The 17,147-nt window shown below is 45.1% G+C and carries 8 protein-coding genes; 6 read left to right on the forward strand and 2 right to left on the reverse strand.

Going from position 1 to position 17,147, the window contains the following annotated elements:
- Positions 1 to 5 precede the first annotated feature (5 nt).
- Together BQ7997_RS15210 and BQ7997_RS15215 are read left to right on the forward strand one after the other, a co-directional pair.
- Complete coding sequence (locus BQ7997_RS15210) at positions 6 to 1,769, forward strand: endo-dextranase (RefSeq protein ID WP_073347098.1); 1,764 nt, start codon at positions 6 to 8, stop codon at positions 1,767 to 1,769.
- Between the two features lie 168 nt (positions 1,770 to 1,937).
- A complete protein-coding gene (locus tag BQ7997_RS15215) occupies positions 1,938 to 4,415 on the forward strand; it encodes a glycoside hydrolase family 31 protein (protein ID WP_394333742.1) in 2,478 nt (825 codons plus the stop codon).
- A gap of 885 nt (positions 4,416 to 5,300) precedes the next feature.
- Here BQ7997_RS15215 and BQ7997_RS15230 read toward each other — a convergent pair.
- Together BQ7997_RS15230 and BQ7997_RS15235 are read right to left on the reverse strand one after the other, a co-directional pair.
- Positions 5,301 to 6,170 carry an endonuclease/exonuclease/phosphatase family protein gene (locus BQ7997_RS15230; protein WP_073347101.1) on the reverse strand — a complete coding sequence of 290 codons (870 nt, stop codon included), beginning with the start codon at positions 6,168 to 6,170 and terminating at the stop codon, positions 5,301 to 5,303.
- 19 nt (positions 6,171 to 6,189) lie between these two features.
- Positions 6,190 to 10,173 carry a hybrid sensor histidine kinase/response regulator transcription factor gene (locus BQ7997_RS15235; RefSeq protein WP_073347458.1) on the reverse strand — a complete coding sequence of 1,328 codons (3,984 nt, stop codon included), beginning with the start codon at positions 10,171 to 10,173 and terminating at the stop codon, positions 6,190 to 6,192.
- A gap of 156 nt (positions 10,174 to 10,329) precedes the next feature.
- Between BQ7997_RS15235 and BQ7997_RS15240 the strand changes: the two genes are divergently transcribed.
- The 4 genes from BQ7997_RS15240 to BQ7997_RS15255 all read left to right on the forward strand — a co-directional run bounded on the left by BQ7997_RS15240 (position 10,330) and on the right by BQ7997_RS15255 (position 17,145).
- The gene (locus tag BQ7997_RS15240; RefSeq protein ID WP_022137546.1) at positions 10,330 to 11,376 is read left to right on the forward strand and encodes a glycoside hydrolase family 130 protein; all 1,047 of its coding nucleotides are present in this window, start codon (positions 10,330 to 10,332) and stop codon (positions 11,374 to 11,376) included.
- Positions 11,377 to 11,394: 18 nt separating this feature from the next.
- Positions 11,395 to 12,642 (forward strand): MFS transporter, encoded by a 1,248-nt coding sequence (locus BQ7997_RS15245; protein WP_022137547.1) that lies wholly within the window; start codon positions 11,395 to 11,397, stop codon positions 12,640 to 12,642.
- Positions 12,643 to 12,808: 166 nt separating this feature from the next.
- Entirely contained in the window at positions 12,809 to 13,969 is a 1,161-nt protein-coding gene (locus BQ7997_RS15250) for a glycoside hydrolase family 130 protein (RefSeq protein ID WP_097677811.1), read from the forward strand.
- An 8-nt stretch (positions 13,970 to 13,977) separates the two neighbouring features.
- Positions 13,978 to 17,145: a SusC/RagA family TonB-linked outer membrane protein gene (locus BQ7997_RS15255; RefSeq protein ID WP_073347102.1), complete on the forward strand. Its 3,168-nt coding sequence runs from the start codon at positions 13,978 to 13,980 to the stop codon at positions 17,143 to 17,145.
- Positions 17,146 to 17,147 lie beyond the last annotated feature (2 nt).

The following is a 17,147-nucleotide window of genomic DNA, read 5'->3' on the forward strand; positions in this document are numbered from 1 at the left end:
GAATTATGAAACTGACGAAATATATAATGGCTTGTATCCTGGCTTTTTCATTGGCCGGTTGTATCGACGACGAGCCTTCGCACAATCCTATTACTTACGGAGACGGCTATATCACCGTACTGCTGTCTACCGATAAGGCTGCCTACAAACCGGGGGAACCGGTGCAGCTCTCTCTGAATAATCTGCCCGAAGGGCAAGTGACCATCCGGTACAAGCATCTCAACAAGGTGCTTTCCGAAACTCCCCTCACCGGAAAGTCATGGAGTTGGAATCCGCCGGCAGATGACTTTAAAGGTTATATGGTCGACTTATATACAGTAGAGAATGGCGAAGAGGTTGTTCTGGGCAGCATTGCCATTGATGTGTCTTCCGACCCTGCACGTTTTCCGCGCAACGGATTTCTCTCCGAATATGGCAAAATGAGCGAAAAGGAGATTAACAAGGTAATGGATAACCTGAACCGCCATCATATCAACTATGTGCAGTATCAGGACTGGCATTACAAGCATCATAAGCCGTTGGCGGGTTCACCTTCCTCTCCGATGGACGTATGGAAAGATATTATCAACCGTGATTGTTACCGTTCTACCGTACAGGGATATATTGATGCCGGTCATAAGCGGGGGATGAAATCTCTTTTCTATAATCTTGCTTATGGAGCTTTGAACGATGCTGTCGATGATGGCGTAAAGGAAAATTGGTATCTGTTCAAGGACAGGAACCATGGAAACAAGGATTATCATCCGCTGGGCTCTCCTTTCAAGAGCAACATTTATCTGACGAATCCCGCTTTGCAGGAATGGAGGGATTACATGGTTCAGCAAAACAACGATGTATATGAAGTCTTTGATTTCGACGGCTATCAGATTGACCAGTTGGGCGGACGGGGAACTTTATACGATTATAACGGTAACTCCGTTGACCTTGCGGCTACTTTCCCCGCGTTTATAAAAGCGATGAAAGAAGCGCAGCCGGAAAAGTCGTTGGTAATGAATGCCGTATCTCAATACGGGCAGAAAGACCAGATTGCCAATTCTCCGGTGGACTTCCTCTATACGGAAGTTTGGGACAAACCCACCAGTAATGGTTTCAGCATCCTTTCCGGCGTTATCACGGACAATGATAAATGGTCGAACGGAAAGAAAACCGTATTGGCTGCTTATATGAATTATAAGCTCGGCGGCGAGGGACGCGGTTACTTTAATACGCCCGGTGTATTAATGGCAAATGCCGCTATCCATGCATGGGGCGGTGCGCATCTCGAATTGGGCGAACATATGCTGACAACCGAATATTTCCCTAACAGCAATCTGTCGATGAAAGGGGAACTGAAGAAGGCGATGGTTACTTACTACGACTTTATCACCGGATATGAGAACCTCTTGCGTGACGGCGGAGAATTCTATGGTGCTACAGTTTCTTCTATGGATGGAAAGATGACTATTAACCAATGGCCGCCCGTCCGCAATCAGATAGCGACTGTCGGAAAACGGTTCGACAACAGGGACGTGATTCATTTCCTGAACTATACCAATGCCGTGCATCTCGACTGGTGTGACTCTAACGGAACACAGGCTGCGCCTTCTTTGATTGAGTCGGCTCAGACAAAGATAACCGTAAAAGGTACGGTACAATCCGTTTGGGTGGCTTCACCGGATGCGAGTTTCGGAGTATCCCGGAAGCTGGACTTTACGCAGGAAGGAAACGAGATAAAGGTGACGCTTCCGTCATTGAGTTACTGGACAATGCTTGTAGTGGAATACGAATAAACAAGCGGCAACTGTGAATATGAACAGGATAATATGCGTAGAAAAACATGCGCAGAATAGTATGAACAGAATAATATGGACAGAATAATAGGTATGAACAGGATAATAGTCAGAAGTGGAAACATTGTAAGGGAGAGCCAAAGAAGTATGACCAGGATAATAGTATGGATGATAGCCTGTTTTCTCCCCCTTTCAGTGCTTTGGGCTACTGACGGTGCGAAAGCATGTACTTCTTTCTCGCAGCAGGGACGCCGGGTGACTTTTCACCTGGCGGACAGCGCCGCCTTGCAACTGCAACTTTGCAGCCCTTCCGTAGTAAAAATATACTTCTCGCCCGACGGGCGATTTCAGCGGAAGAACGCTTCTTTTGCCGTCATCAATGAGGAACTGGAAGAGGTAGGTGCGATTCATGTGGACGAGCAGGCTGCCTGCTACGAAATATTCACCCAGAAGCTGCGCATCCGGGTGAATAAATCCCCCATGAGCCTTCAGATATTCGACAAGTATCAGAAGCTCCTGTTTAGTGACTATGCCGACAAGGGGCACGTGAGTGAAGGAACAAGGAAAGTGGAATATAAGGTTCTCCGTCGTGACGAGCATTTCTTCGGACTTGGTGAGAAAGCGGGCAAGATGAACCGTCGCGGAGAGTCATATAAAATGTGGAATAGCGACAAGCCTTGTTACAGCGTAGCTGAAGACCCGCTTTACAAAAGCATCCCTTTCTTTATGAGCAGCTACCGATATGGCATCTTCCTGGATAATACATATAAGACGGAATTCAAGTTCGGTACGGAAAGCCGTGATTATTACAGCTTCGAAGCCCCGGACGGCGAAATGATTTATTACTTTATCTTTGGTAAAGACTATAAAGAAATCATCAGCCAATACGTCGACCTGACCGGCAAACCTATCATGCCCCCGAAATGGGCTTTAGGCTTTGCGCAATGCCGTGGCTTGTTGACAAGCGAGAAGTTAAGTCGCGAAATAGCCGAAGGCTACCGTAAGCGGGGAATCCCTTGTGACATTATCTATCAGGACATCGGCTGGACGGAACACTTGCAGGACTTCGAATGGCGGAAAGGGAACTATGAGAACCCGAAGAAGATGCTTTCCGACCTGAAAGGGATGGGCTTCAAAGTAATCGTATCCCAAGACCCGGTTATCTCCCAAGCCAATAAAAAGCAATGGGAAGAAGCAGACCGCCTGGGTTATTTCGTAAAGGACAGTACGACCGGCAAGAGTTACGATATGCCCTGGCCTTGGGGTGGTAACTGCGGTGTGGTGGACTTCACCTTACCCGCCGTAGCCGACTGGTGGGGAACTTATCAACAGAAACCTGTTGACGACGGCATCTCCGGCTTTTGGACGGATATGGGCGAACCTGCCTGGAGCAACGAAGAGCAAACGGAACGTTTGGTCATGCAGCACTACCTCGGCATGCACGATGAAATCCATAACGTCTACGGACTGACCTGGGACAAGGTAGTCAAAGAGCAATTTGAAAAGAGAAACCCGAACCGCCGTATTTTCCAAATGACCCGTGCCGCCTATGCGGGATTACAACGCTATACGTTCGGTTGGACAGGTGATTGTGGCAACGGGGACGATGTATTGCAAGGTTGGGGACAGCTAGCCAATCAGATTCCAGTAATGCTTTCCGCCGGCTTGGGACTAATCCCGTTTTCTACTTGTGATATTACAGGCTATTGCGGAGACATCGAAGATTATCCGGCTATGGCGGAACTCTATACCCGCTGGGTGCAATTCGGTGCTTTCAACCCTTTGAGCCGTATTCACCACGAAGGGGATAACGCAGTAGAACCCTGGCTATTCGGTTCGGAAGCGGAAAAGAACGCTAAAGCGGCTATCGAACTCAAATATCGTCTACTACCATATATCTACACCTACGCCCGCGAGGCTTACGATACGGGATTGCCTATCATGCGTCCTCTTTTCCTTGAATATCCGGCGGATACGGAAACTTTCTCCACGGATGCCCAATTCTTATTCGGCAGTGAATTATTAATAGCCCCCGTCGTAAAGAAAGGTGCCCGCACAAAGAACGTCTACCTGCCCGAAGGTACATGGATTGACTATAACAACAAGCAGACGGTCTACGCCGGTGAGCAATGGACTACCGTCGACGCTCCCTTGTCTTCCATACCGATGTTTGTAAAACAAGGTTCTATTATACCTACCATGCCTGTAATGAACTACACCCATGAGAAGCCGGTATATCCGCTGACTTTTGAAATCTTTCCGGCACAGGAAGGTGTACAGGCGAATTTTACTCTCTACGAGGACGAAGGAGAAGACCTGGGATACCAACGTGACGAGTTTGCAAAAACTCCCATTGTATGCCGAACCTTGCCGGATGGAATTGAGCTGACTGTTTCTGCCCGCGAAGGAAAGGGGTACACTGTCCCCGGTCCAAGAAATCTTCTATTCCGTATTTATTCTGCGAAAGTGCCCAAAGAGGTAACTGTCCAAGGGAAGAAAATAAAGAAAGCCAGACCGGAAAGACTGGAAGCAGATTTGGAGAATAATACGGAATCCGTACTATGGAGTTGGGATAAGGAAAACGGTATGTGTAGTGTGCGGATACCTGATAAAGGTATTAATGAGCAGATTATGGTTGCTTTTTAACTAAGTAGGGCGGGGCGGCTGTTGGCAAGCTAATTGCCTCGACTGTATCCGCTGGCTCTTTCAACTTATTCTTTCGTCTGTTACTAGCCTGTTTATTAAGTCATAATTTATCAGTTGCCAAATATTAATACCCTAAAAGCCGGATATTATGGAAGGAGAATAAAGAGAAGGAAGGTTTCTGTATCAAGTGATTGGCATTATTAATATCGAAATTGTTTCTGTCTATGTTTTCAGATGTTTTTATATTGATAATGTTTTCGCACGAAACTCGTATCAGAAATGTAATTCGTTATGTTTGAAAGAGCCTTTTGAATAAATCAGTAGTCCTCTTAAAAAACGATGATTCTTAAAAAAGGAATATTTAATCATCGGAGAAGGACGTAAATCGCAGTTTGGTAAGGAAAAGCAGGAAGATGCCAAGCATTTGCAATTATGTGATTCTCTATTTCTGCTGTTTTGAGAATATTTTATTTGAGGTGTGACAGATTCTTGATTATTTTAGTTATTCGGAGAGTAAATATCCGAATAACTAATCATTTTATTGTTTTTCCCTTTTCGATATATTATGATAAACTAGATAGAAAATGCTTCTTAATAGCTCATTTTTATCTTCCTCAGCGGGAAACGATAACTTCCCCGGTGAGGAACAAGTCGATGCACACCGAGGAACATCTCGTTGGTTTTAAAGCAATGAACAGTTTCCGAATAGAGAAAGATGCATATCCTGTTTGGTTTTATGTAATATTAGGCTGCTTTTTGTATGCTCATGCATTTATTTATGCAGTTTATTTTCTGGTTCGTTATTTTCTAACCAGCTATTTCCCTGCAAAATATTAAAAATAGAACATTGACAGGCTTATATTATCATTTCGAATTCTGCTTTGCTTACTTGGTATATTTCAATACCGCCTTCACTGGAAAATGGTCTGAAGGGATACGTGCTTCATACTTTCCGGTAGCTTCATTCTTAATCCGGTAAGTGTCCGTCAGTACTCCGTACTTTTCAACAACAAAGTTTTTAGTAACGAAAATATGGTCGATACGATTGGGAGTATATGTATCCGGATTCCATCCCGTACATGTTCCATTCGTTGCATATCTCAATTGCGCGACCTCATAAGAGTCTGATAATATTCCGGATTCGTGAAGTACTTGATAGCTTTCGCTGGTCTGGTCTACATTGAAATCTCCTGTAAGTATGACGGGTTCTTTGCCACACATCTCTTTAATCTTGCTGATAACCAGCTTGGCACTTTCGCGACGTGCCACTACTCCGATATGATCCATGTGCAGATTAAAGAACCAAAATCTGAACTTACCTGTAATATCTTTGAATTCTCCCCATGTACAGATACGGGTATAGGCTGCATCCCATCCCTTATTCGGCTTCGAGGTATCTTCCGATAACCAAAAGTTTCCTGATTTGAGTAGCTTGAATTTATCTTTTCGGTAGAAGACAGGTGCATATTCCCCTTTCGTTTTCCCGTCATCCCTTCCTACGCCTATATAACTGTATTGCGGCAAGGCATTCAGCATATCTTCCAGTTGATTATGTTTCACTTCCTGCGCTCCGAATATGTCGAAATCATGAAAAGTTATTAACTGGGTGAGTACCGGGCACCGCTGTTCCCAGCCGTTTCCGGTTTTGGCATCGTTCGGGTTACTGTTTCGTACATTGTAAGAAGCAACATTCAGTTGTTGCGCATTCAGTATTGACACACCGCAGAGCGCCAATACAATAAAAAGTTTTCTCATTGTTTTTATTGTTAGATGGTTATTTAGTATCTTTTTCTTTTGTATGTTCACTTCTATATTCTTTGGGAGAAGTGTTGTATAACTTGGCAAACTCCCGATAGAAATAAGACTTGTTCGAGAAGCCCGATTTATACATAATCTCGGTGACGGTAAGTTTGGTAGTCTTTAACAGGCCGGCCGCATATTCCAGGCGGATAGTCCGGACAAATTCGCTTGGTGTCTTTTCCGTCAATTCTTTGAGCTTACGGTACAGTCCTGCTTTGCTTACCCCAATAAAGTCAGCGAGAGAATCCGGGTTTATGGATTCGTCGTCAATATTATCTTCTATGAATTTGATAATCTTGTCCAGTAGCAACTCATCCTCTTTGTGCATGGAGATTCCGTCTCTTACGATGAGAGAGGAACGGCCGGATTTGAAATACTCTTTCATCAGGGAGTATTTATTAATCATATTCTCTACCGCGCTCAATACATGTCTCGGGTGGAAAGGTTTGGGAATATATAAGTCCGTTCCATGATTGTAAGCGTTAATCTGGTCTTCGATAGAGTTCTTGGCAGAGATATGGATAATCGGAATATGAGCTGTCCGCTCATTGGATTTCAATATGTCCGTGAGGGTGATGCCGTCCAGTTTGGGCATCAATACATCGCTGATAATAATATCCGGTTGTTTCTGTTCAACTTCTTTCAGCGCCTCTTCTCCATCAGCCGCTTCCCGAACCTGATAATAAGGGAGCAGGATATCTTTCAGAAGTTCGCGGATATTCTTTTCATCTTCTACAATCAATATACTAATTTCCTTTTGTTTAGGGACAAAAAGCATTTCATCGGCTTCTGTCTCCTCTTCTGCCGACTGACTTGCCTTTTCTGAATTCACGTGCATAGGTGGCAGAGATACATTGAACTCTACATATTCTCCCAATACGCTTCTTACATTGATTTCACCACCCAGTAACTCCGTCAAGCTCTTGGTCAGATTCAGTCCGACTCCGGTACTTCCCGCATGTTTCAGGTTACTGCTCTCAAAAATCTTGAACCGGCTGAATATCTCGCTCATTTGTTTCTCAGTCAGTCCCTTGCCTGAATTGCGTATGCGAAAATGTAATGTCCCGTCAGCGACATTCTGCCGTATCTCGGCACGGATATATCCGCCGGACGGCGTGTATTTGAATGCGTTGGAAAGTAAATTGAAGATTATTTTTTCCAATGCATTCCGGTCTGTCGTAAAAGATGATACTTCTTTGCTTTTGAAACTGAAGTCTATCTTATTTTCTTCAGCTATACCGGTATAGTTGTCCGATACATAATCAACGAGTAACTGAATATCCACTCTCTCCGCATAGATAGCCGTATGTCCCGATTCTGCTTTCCGGAACTCCATCAGTTCGTTGATAAGTTTCTGCATCCGGTCGGCATTGTTTTTGATAATGTAGATATATCTTTTGGTATAACTGTCTAGGTCTGCCTTTTCCAACAAGTGCTGAGCCGGGCCATATATCAGCGTCAGCGGAGTGAAGAACTCATGTGCCACATTCGTGAAGAAGTTCAGTTTCGATTCGTGGATACGTTGTTGGTTCTGTTTTTCTATATGCTCCAGTAGAATCTGACGATTCAGCCGAATCCGGTTTTTGATGACGGACTGCGTGATATAGATAGCAATGGCAATCAGGATAAAGTATATGATAAAAGCAGTGGTACTGAGCCACCAGGGATAGGCAACGTCCAGATGAAGCGAATAGACTTGATTGCTCCATACCCGGTCACCATTGGTACATTTTACTTCCAGTTTGTATTTGCCCGGCGGCAGTTTGGTGATAACTATATTTGAATTGTTCTCATTATAAATCCACTCGTCGGCAAAGTCAATAATACGGTAACTGAACTCACAATTCTCATTATTGATAAAATCATGCGCGGCAAATCCCAATGTGATATAAGGCTCGTCATAATCCAACCGGAGCGTATGATTACGAATCCGTTCATAAATATTCTGACTGGCATTGTTTATTTTCAGACTGTTCAGGCTCAACGAAGCGACGTGTTCCCTCAATCGTATCTTGTTCTCGTCGAAATAATTCAGTCCGCTGACACCGCCGAAATACAACCATCCGGCTTTATCCTTGAAAATAGCTCCGTCAGAGAATTCATCGTTTTGCAGTCCGTTTCTCGAAGAATAGTTAGTAATCTTTCCCGAAGGCAGGTCGATAAAGGAGATACCTTGATTGGTGCTTGCCCAAATATTCCCGTTCTCATCTTTCAGGATACCGTGAATCGTATTATTGGGTAATCCGTTATTATCCGTATATTCGATGATAGAAGGGGGATTGGCTGTCGGGAACAACCGGTTAAGTCCATAGCTTGTACCTATCCAGATACTCGTGGAATCTCCTTTAGTCAGATAAATCACGTCATTGTTAGTCAGGGACAAACCGGAATCTATTTCATTAATCTGCCGGAAACGTTCGGAGGCAATATCGAACTTATTGATTCCGCCCCCTCGCGTGCCTAGCCAAAGTTCATTCTCATTGTATCCGGCAATAACCGAATAGATAATATTATTGCTTGGTGAAGAAGGGCCGGGAGATTTATATTGTTTCATGTCTGTCACTTTATAGGCTTTTCCGTCCCTTTGCAGGCTTAACTTGATAAGCCCGTAACCGGAAGTGCCCAACCATAAAAGTGAATCATTATGAGTAAACAGGATACTGTACACAGCCCTGAAAACCGGAAATCCGGTGGGAATATTCAGCTTCTTCACCTGACCGCTGTTGAGTGGAATATAATTAATGCCTGCTCCTTCGGTTCCGATAAATATATCCCCGGACATATTTTTCCGGATGGTATAAACGGAATTGGAGATTAGTCCGTTGGCGGTTGATAGATAGGGATTGACGCTCCGCTCCTGTTTGTCGAGCAGAAGAATACCTTCTCCTTTCGTCCCTGCGAGTATATTGCCGTTGTCTTCTTCGCAGAAACAACGTACCGGATAATCCGTCTTTACGGTATGGAATGGAGAAGTATGTTCATACACTTCCAATATTCCTTGCCCGTCCGTACCTACCCAGAGGATATTCTGAGAACCGATATAAATAGTAAAAATAGAAGCCTTCGCCGGTAGTTGGGGTAACTTCGTTGAAGTCCCGTTTTCGAGATTATACCTGATACATCCCCCTTCGATAAAGCTGATAAAAAGATATTCCCCGTGGCAGATGGCTTGTGACACAGTCTTGTTTTCAGGAATGTCGATGCTATCCAATATGCGGTTATCTTGTGAAACGGTCAACGTCCGGTCATTGTGAATGATGAGGCAATCCTGGGAAAGATAAATATTGGAAACAGGGACAGGTTGCTTGATTTCTTCCTTGAAAGAAAGTTCGGGACTGGAATTATGGATACCCAGTTGATAATGTAACAATTGTCCATGTCCTGTGAGAAAAAACAATTGGTCTTTGGAATCAATAACGAAGTTTCTGATGTCATCAGGAAGGTCATTCTTCAATGAGACAAACTCCTGTTTCCGGTCGTCAAAATAGAATAAGCCCTGTTCTTTCACGTAGCAGATGATATGCTTGCCGGAAGTGATGCCCAACAGAAATGATTTCTCCTGTTTCGGCGGGTTATTCTGTGTACCCAGATAATAAGGAGTAAATTGTTGCGTGGAACGTTTCCATCGGTTTACTCCATAGTCCGTAGACACCCACAGAATAGAATCGCTCTGCTCGATAATTTGCCAAATGACGTTGTTGCTGATAGAACCGGCCTCTCTCTTATTATAAGAATAGGTTTTGAAGCTACGTCCGTTGTATGCATTCAGCCCGTCCCATGTCCCTACCCAAAGCGTATGTTCCGAATCTTCGAGGAAGCAATTCACCGAATTATTGGATAATCCGTCCGCATTGGAAATCTGTTTTACTACATTCTGCGAATGTAATAAAGCGGGCATCAGGCATGAATAAATAAGGATGCAGATGTAACGGAAATATGGGTGTTTTCGTAGAATCATATCGCAAAGATAGAGAGGAAAAATAAGAAAACAAAGATAAAAATATGCTGTACAACACCTGTATACCCTTTTGAGAATATAGTACACTCTTTCCGTTACCATGTGGGGTAGCTTTGCCACGAGAAGTAAAAACAACACATATTTAATAATCTAAAAATGGATATTGCAAAACGATTTCATCAGAACCCGTTACTGAAACCATCCGATTTACAACCGGGAATAGAAGGGATGGAAATTACTTGTTTCCTGAATCCCGGCGTGTTCCGTTTCGATGGAAAAATATGGTTATTGTTGCGGGTGGCCGAACGCCCTGTGCAGAAACAGGGAGTGATTAGTTTTCCTGTATATAATAAGGAAAGGAAGATAGAAGTACTCTCTTTTGACGAAAATGACCCGAAACTGGATGCTTCTGACCCTCGTGTGATAGGATATGCGGGACAGAATTATCTGACTACCATGTCTTATCTCCGGCTGGTATCGAGCGAGGATGGCATCCACTTTAAAGAAGAGCCGGATTATCCGCCTATTTTCGGTCAGGGAGCTTTGGAAGCTTTCGGCATCGAAGATTGTCGGGTAGCCACTACTGCCGATGGTTATTACCTGACGTTTACCGAAGTCTCTTCGGTTGCTGTCGGCGTGGGGCTGATTCACACTCGTGACTGGAAGAATTATACTCGTCACGGTATGATTTTTCCCCCTCATAATAAAGATTGTGCCTTGTTTGAAGAGACAATAAACGGAAAATACCTTGCCCTGCATCGTCCGAGTAGTCCCGAACTGGGTGGCAACTATATCTGGCTTGCCGAATCCCCCGACCGCTTGCATTGGGGCAACCACCGTTGTATTGCGACCACTCGTCCCGATAGTTGGGATTGTGCCCGTGTGGGCGCAGGTGCCGCGCCTATCCGTACAGAGGAAGGATGGCTGGAGATTTATCATGGTGCAGATTATCAGAACCGCTATTGCTTGGGAGCCCTTCTGCTTGATTTGAATGACCCCTCTAAGGTAATCGCCCGAAGCAAAGCTCCTATAATGGAGCCGATTGCTCCCTACGAGCAGACTGGATTTTTCGGAAATGTAGTCTTCACTAACGGTCATTTGGTAGAGGGGGATACAGTGACCATTTACTATGGTGCAAGTGACGAGGTAATCTGCGGAGCGAAGTTATCTATTGAAGAAATTCTTCGTTCATTAAAGTCATGACATATATTAAGGTAGGGAATGAATAAACTTAAAAGAGAATACCAATTCTTCAGACAGCAGACACCTAATGTGCGTGTACTGTTGATGACTAACCTGCTCTACGCGTTCGTGCTTCCTGTGGTAGAGATATTTGTGGGCGCTTATGTGATGCGTCACACGAGCGAACCAGTTTCCGTAGCTTTCTATCAGCTTTTCATGTATATCGGTATCATGGCAACTTCGTTTGTCAACGGCTTCCTGTTGCGGCATGTCAGCGTGAAAGTACTGTATGCGGGTGGAATATTAGTGAGCGGATTGTCAATGTTTGCCATGATGCTGGTAAAGTCGTTGGGCTTTGTAGAATTGGGCATAGCAGGTTTTGTACTCGGGGCTGCATCGGGCTTCTTTTGGACTAACCGTTATCTATTGACTCTCAACAATACGACCGATGACAGCCGGAACTATTTCTTCGGACTGGAATCTTTCTTTTTCTCCATCACTTCGATAACTGTTCCCTTGCTGATTGGTGCATTTATCAGCCAGATAGACGGCAAGGAAATCATGGGATGCCTGATTGATATTAATGGAGCCTATCGTTTGGTGACAGTAGGGGTCATAGTCGTGACTCTGTTTGCCGTAGCTGTTTTGTGGCGCGGCAAGTTTGCCAATCCGGTGCAGAAGAATTTTCTGTATTTCCGGTTCTGTACACTTTGGAAGAAAATGCTGTTGCTGGCTTCCCTGAAAGGAATGGTACAGGGATTTTTGGTGACTGCTCCTGCTATCCTGGTTTTAAAATTGGTAGGCGATGAAGGAGTATTGGGGCTGATACAGGGAATCAGTGGCACACTGACGGCTATCCTGGTCTATGTACTGGGGCGCATTGCCAGACCCGAAGACCGCCCGAAGATATTTATAGCCGGGTTACTCGTCTTTTTTATCGGTACTCTGTTCAATGGAATCTTGTTTTCAGCCACCGGAGTGATTATCTTTGTCCTCTGTAAGGTAATCTTTCAGCCCTTGTTCGATTTGCCTTATTATCCTATTATGATGCAGACCATCGACGCAGTAGTTAAAATCGAGAAAAGAAATGAATACACCTATATTTTAAGTCACGAATTCGGATTGTTCCTGGGACGTGCTTTCGGACTCATCCTTTTTATGGTGCTTGCTTTTGCCATATCACAGGATTTTGCCTTGAAATATGCGCTGATATTGGTAGGAGCTTTGCAATTGATAGCCTACCCATTGGCTCAGAACATCATTAAACAGAATCAAACGGTTCACTAATATTCCAAAATCATTAAGTCGCCATTGCAAACGGATGAATTCTTATGTTGTACAGCACCTATATACCCTTTTGAGAATATAGTACACTCTATTGTTGCGGGGCTGCGATAGTTTTGCTGACAGAAAAACGATGAACGACTGATTTGAAAAATTAAAAAAACGACGTATGATAACACTAAGATCTGTAATCTATTTATTCGGTATGATGACACTGGCTGGATGCTCCGGTCAAAAACAGGCATCCGTAACTGTCGAAGAACAGAGCGGACAATGGGCACTCGGCCCTTTTGTTCGTCCGGAAGGGGTAAATCCGGTGATTTCCCCGCAACCGACAACTTTTCAATGTCCGATGCGCAAGCAAACGGTAAGATGGGAAGAGAGTGATACGTTCAATCCGGCGGCAACTGTCAAAGACGGGAAGATTGTGGTACTCTACCGCGCGGAAGACAATTCGGCTCAGGGGATAGGAAAGAGAACATCCCGTATTGGCTATGCGGAAAGTACGGACGGAGTGATGATGAGCCGGTCGGACGCGCCGATATTATTTCCTTCCGAAGACGGTTTTAAGGAAATAGAATGGGAAGGCGGTTGCGAAGACCCGCGTGTGGCAATGACGGAAGACGGACTGTACGTTATGCTTTATACTGCCTGGAACCGCAACCTTCCCCGCCTGGCGGTGGCTACTTCCAGGGACTTGAAAAACTGGACAAAACACGGACTCGCTTTTGCGAAAGCATACAACGGGCGTTTTGCCAATATAGCAAGCAAATCGGCTTCTCTTGTCACCGGAGTGAAAGATGGCAGACTGGTCATAGAGAAAGTGGATGGCAAATACTTTATGTACTGGGGAGAGAATGCGGTATGTGCCGCAACTTCCGACAACCTGACCGACTGGACTCCGGTACTGAACGAAAACAACGAACTAAGGGAAATAGCCAAACCCCGCAGTGGGTATTTCGACAGCCGCTTGACGGAATGCGGGCCACCTGCAATAAAGACGGCAAACGGTATCGTATTGCTATACAATGGCAAGAACGGATATAAGGAAGAAAGAGATCCTGCGTATCCGGCAGGCGCTTATTGTGCGGGGCAGTTTCTGTTCGACACCAATGACCCTTATAAGGTGCTCGACCGATTGGACAAACCTTTCTTTGTGCCCGAAGCCGCTTTCGAAAAAAGCGGTCAGTACAAGGACGGAACGGTATTTATCGAGGGACTGGCTTACTTTAAAAACAAATTATATCTCTACTATGGCTGTGCCGATTCGCAGGTTGCAGTAGCGATATGTGATAGCGATATAGATTCGAAACTTAAAACACATAACTAATTTAATCTATGAAACATGCTTGTAAAATGAACACGGTTGTCTTAAAGTCGTTCAACGACCGGCTGAAGATAGCTACTGTTTCAGCTTTAATGGCAGGGACTTTCCTGTGCGTGCCGTTTACGGTATATGCGGAAGGTCCTTCGATATCAGGTATTGAACAGACAGTCCGGAATATCACGGTGAAAGGTGTGGTTGTTGATGCTGGCGGAGAACCGGTTATCGGAGCTTCGGTACAACTGAAAGGTGCTGCCGGTGTGGGGACGATTACCGATGTGGATGGTAAGTTTACCTTGTCGGTTCCCGCTAACGGAGTATTACAGATTTCCTACATCGGATATAAAACAACAGAAGTAAAGGTGAACGGACAGTCCGGACTGAAAGTGACCTTGCAGGAAGATACGGAAACATTGGACGAAGTAGTGGTGGTAGGTTACGGTATTCAGAAGAAAGCTTCCGTAACCGGTTCGGTGGCCGCCATTTCTTCGGATAAGCTGATGGAAGTAAAAGCTCCCAGTGTGACGAATATGCTTGCCGGACGTTTGCCGGGCTTGCGTGCCGTACAGCGTAGCGGTAGCCCCGGTGATGACGGAGCTTCCGTTGATATCCGCGGATATGGAAGTATGCTGGTGATTGTAGACGGTATCGAACGCGACTATACGCAGCTCGACCCGAATGACATCGAATCCATTTCTATCCTGAAAGATGCTGCCGCAGCCGTCTACGGTTTCAAAGGTTCAAACGGCGTTCTGCTGGTCACTACCAAGAAAGGGACGGAACAGAAGGTAAAGATAGAATATAACGGCTATGTGGGTTTCCAGAAAGTGACCCGTTATCCGGAAATGATGAATGCCTATGAGTATGCTTCGCTCTATAATGAAGCGATTCATAATGCCAACCCGTGGCGTGGAGCTTCCGCTTATTCGCAGGAACAACTGGAAGCCTACCGGAACGGTACGGCAGGTACAGACTGGTGGAATGAAACGATGCGCAGCACGGCTCCACAAACTTCACATAACTTGAGTTTGACAGGCGGTACGGAGAAAGTGAAATATTATATGTCCATCGGATACATGGATCAGGGTGGTATCATCCGTTCGGGCGACTGGAATTACCAACGCTACAATGTCCGTTCCAACCTAAGCGTGGAAGTGGCCAAAGGACTGAATGTAGAACTGCGTTTGAGCGGTCGCTTTGATAACCGCAAGAAACCTTACAATGGCGATAACTTGTTCCGCTCGGCACAAATGGCCATCCCGACTTATTCCATGTATGCCAATGATAACCCGGATTATTGGGGAGCCGTAGGAGATATGGCGAACCCCGTGCATGTTTCCGATTCGGACGACAGTGGTTACGAAGACCGCCTGCGTCGTGAATTTAACAGCTCATTGGCTGTCACCTGGCAACTTCCTTGGGTAAAAGGACTGATGGCGAAAGCATTGGTTGCCTACGATTATACAAACAAGGAATGGAAAACGTGGCGGAAAGACCTCTCGGAATATACATATGATTATGCCAATGAGGAGTATATAGAGAAAGTGATTAACACCGCACATTTGGAATCGAAACTGGAGAACTATGACAAGCCGACCTATCAGTTCTCTATGAACTATAACAATACATTCGCCGGGAAACATAACATCGGCGCTATGCTGGTGTGGGAAATGTATAATGATAAAAAGAACTGGGTGACCGGAATACGCGATTTTGCCATCGGGTTGATTCCCGACCTGGATTATGGGGATAAGACGAATCAGGAAGCTTCCGGTAAGACACAGGAAACGGCTCATGCCGGACTGGTGGGACGTTTGAACTACGATTTTTCTAACCGCTATCTGGTGGAATTCAACTTCCGCTATGACGGAACTTATAAATTCCGCGCGGGCAATCGTTGGGGATTCTTCCCGGGTGTCTCTTTGGGATGGCGTGTTTCAGAGGAAGCCTTTTTCAAAAAGCTGTTACCCGATATGGATAACCTGAAAATCCGTGCTTCATACGCCAAAGTGGGCGATGAGGGAGATTTCGATGCTTTCCAATATTTGGATGGATATACGGCTCACGGAAGCTATATCATGGGTAGCAACGGAGTCACTTCCGGCATGACTACGGTAGGTATGGCAAACCCGTGGCTGACTTGGTATGAATCGAAAATTATGAATATCGGCTTTGAAGCGTCTTATCATAGAGGACTGATTTCCGTAGAATTCGACTGGTTCCGTAGAAACCGTTCCGGTTTGCCTGCTACCCGTGTAGGCTCACTGCCTACTATTTTCGGAGAATCAATGCCGCAGGAAAATCTGAACTCTGACATCAATACCGGATTCGAGATTGTAGTGGGACATAAGAACCGGATTGGCAATTTCAATTACAATGTGTCGGCCAACTTCTCCACTACCCGAATTAAGTATGATTATGTAGAGAGGGCGGCTTCCACCAATATGTATGACAATTGGCGTAATAATACGAACGGACGTTACAAAGATATCCGTTGGGGAAAGAAAGTAATCGGGCAGTTTACCTCTTTTGAAGAGATTCTGAACTCACCGGTTCAGGATAAGGACGGTAACCGTTCGCTGATGCCGGGTGATTTGAAGTTCGAAGACTACAATGGTGACGGTATTATTGATGATAACGACACGCAACCGCTCGGACATGGTGCTACACCCCGTATGTACTACGGCTTGAATATGTCCGGAGAATATAAAGGATTCGACCTGACTGTCTTCTTTCAGGGAGCTGCGGGACATGATATTTATGTCAGCGGGGATATTCTCGACCCGTTTATCCAGCAAGGTTTGGGTAATGGACTGGCTATCATGACCGACCGTTGGCATCGGGAAGATCCGACCGACCCTTATAGTAAATGGATTCCGGGCTATATGCCTGCCGCACGTGTGGCAGGTGTTGCCGATAACCGTTCCGGCAACTCATGGTCATTGCACAACGCAAGTTACCTGCGTCTGAAAACTTTGGAACTGGGATATACACTGCCTAAAGTCTTGACAAAAAAGGCTGCTATCGACAGGGTACGTTTTTATATCAACTGTAACAATCTGCTGACCTTCACCAAGCGTGACGGGCTGATGAAAAATGTCGATCCGGAGAGTAACTCCAGTGGTGTACGCTACTATCCGCAGATGAAGACGTATAACTTTGGCGTAAATGTAACTTTCTAAAA

The organism is Bacteroides congonensis, assembly GCF_900130125.1.
Taxonomy (GTDB): domain Bacteria; phylum Bacteroidota; class Bacteroidia; order Bacteroidales; family Bacteroidaceae; genus Bacteroides; species Bacteroides congonensis.

Excerpts from the sequence above, each read along its gene's own strand:
- BQ7997_RS15255 (WP_073347102.1), top strand. The coding sequence starts at position 13,978 with ATGAAACATGCTTGTAAAATGAACACGGTTGTCTTAAAGTCGTTCAAC.
- BQ7997_RS15235 (WP_073347458.1), bottom strand. The coding sequence starts at position 10,173 with ATGATTCTACGAAAACACCCATATTTCCGTTACATCTGCATCCTTATT.
- BQ7997_RS15250 (WP_097677811.1), top strand. The coding sequence starts at position 12,809 with ATGATAACACTAAGATCTGTAATCTATTTATTCGGTATGATGACACTG.
- BQ7997_RS15215 (WP_394333742.1), top strand. The coding sequence starts at position 1,938 with ATGATAGCCTGTTTTCTCCCCCTTTCAGTGCTTTGGGCTACTGACGGT.
- BQ7997_RS15210 (WP_073347098.1), top strand. The coding sequence starts at position 6 with ATGAAACTGACGAAATATATAATGGCTTGTATCCTGGCTTTTTCATTG.
- BQ7997_RS15245 (WP_022137547.1), top strand. The coding sequence starts at position 11,395 with ATGAATAAACTTAAAAGAGAATACCAATTCTTCAGACAGCAGACACCT.
- BQ7997_RS15230 (WP_073347101.1), bottom strand. The coding sequence starts at position 6,170 with ATGAGAAAACTTTTTATTGTATTGGCGCTCTGCGGTGTGTCAATACTG.
- BQ7997_RS15240 (WP_022137546.1), top strand. The coding sequence starts at position 10,330 with ATGGATATTGCAAAACGATTTCATCAGAACCCGTTACTGAAACCATCC.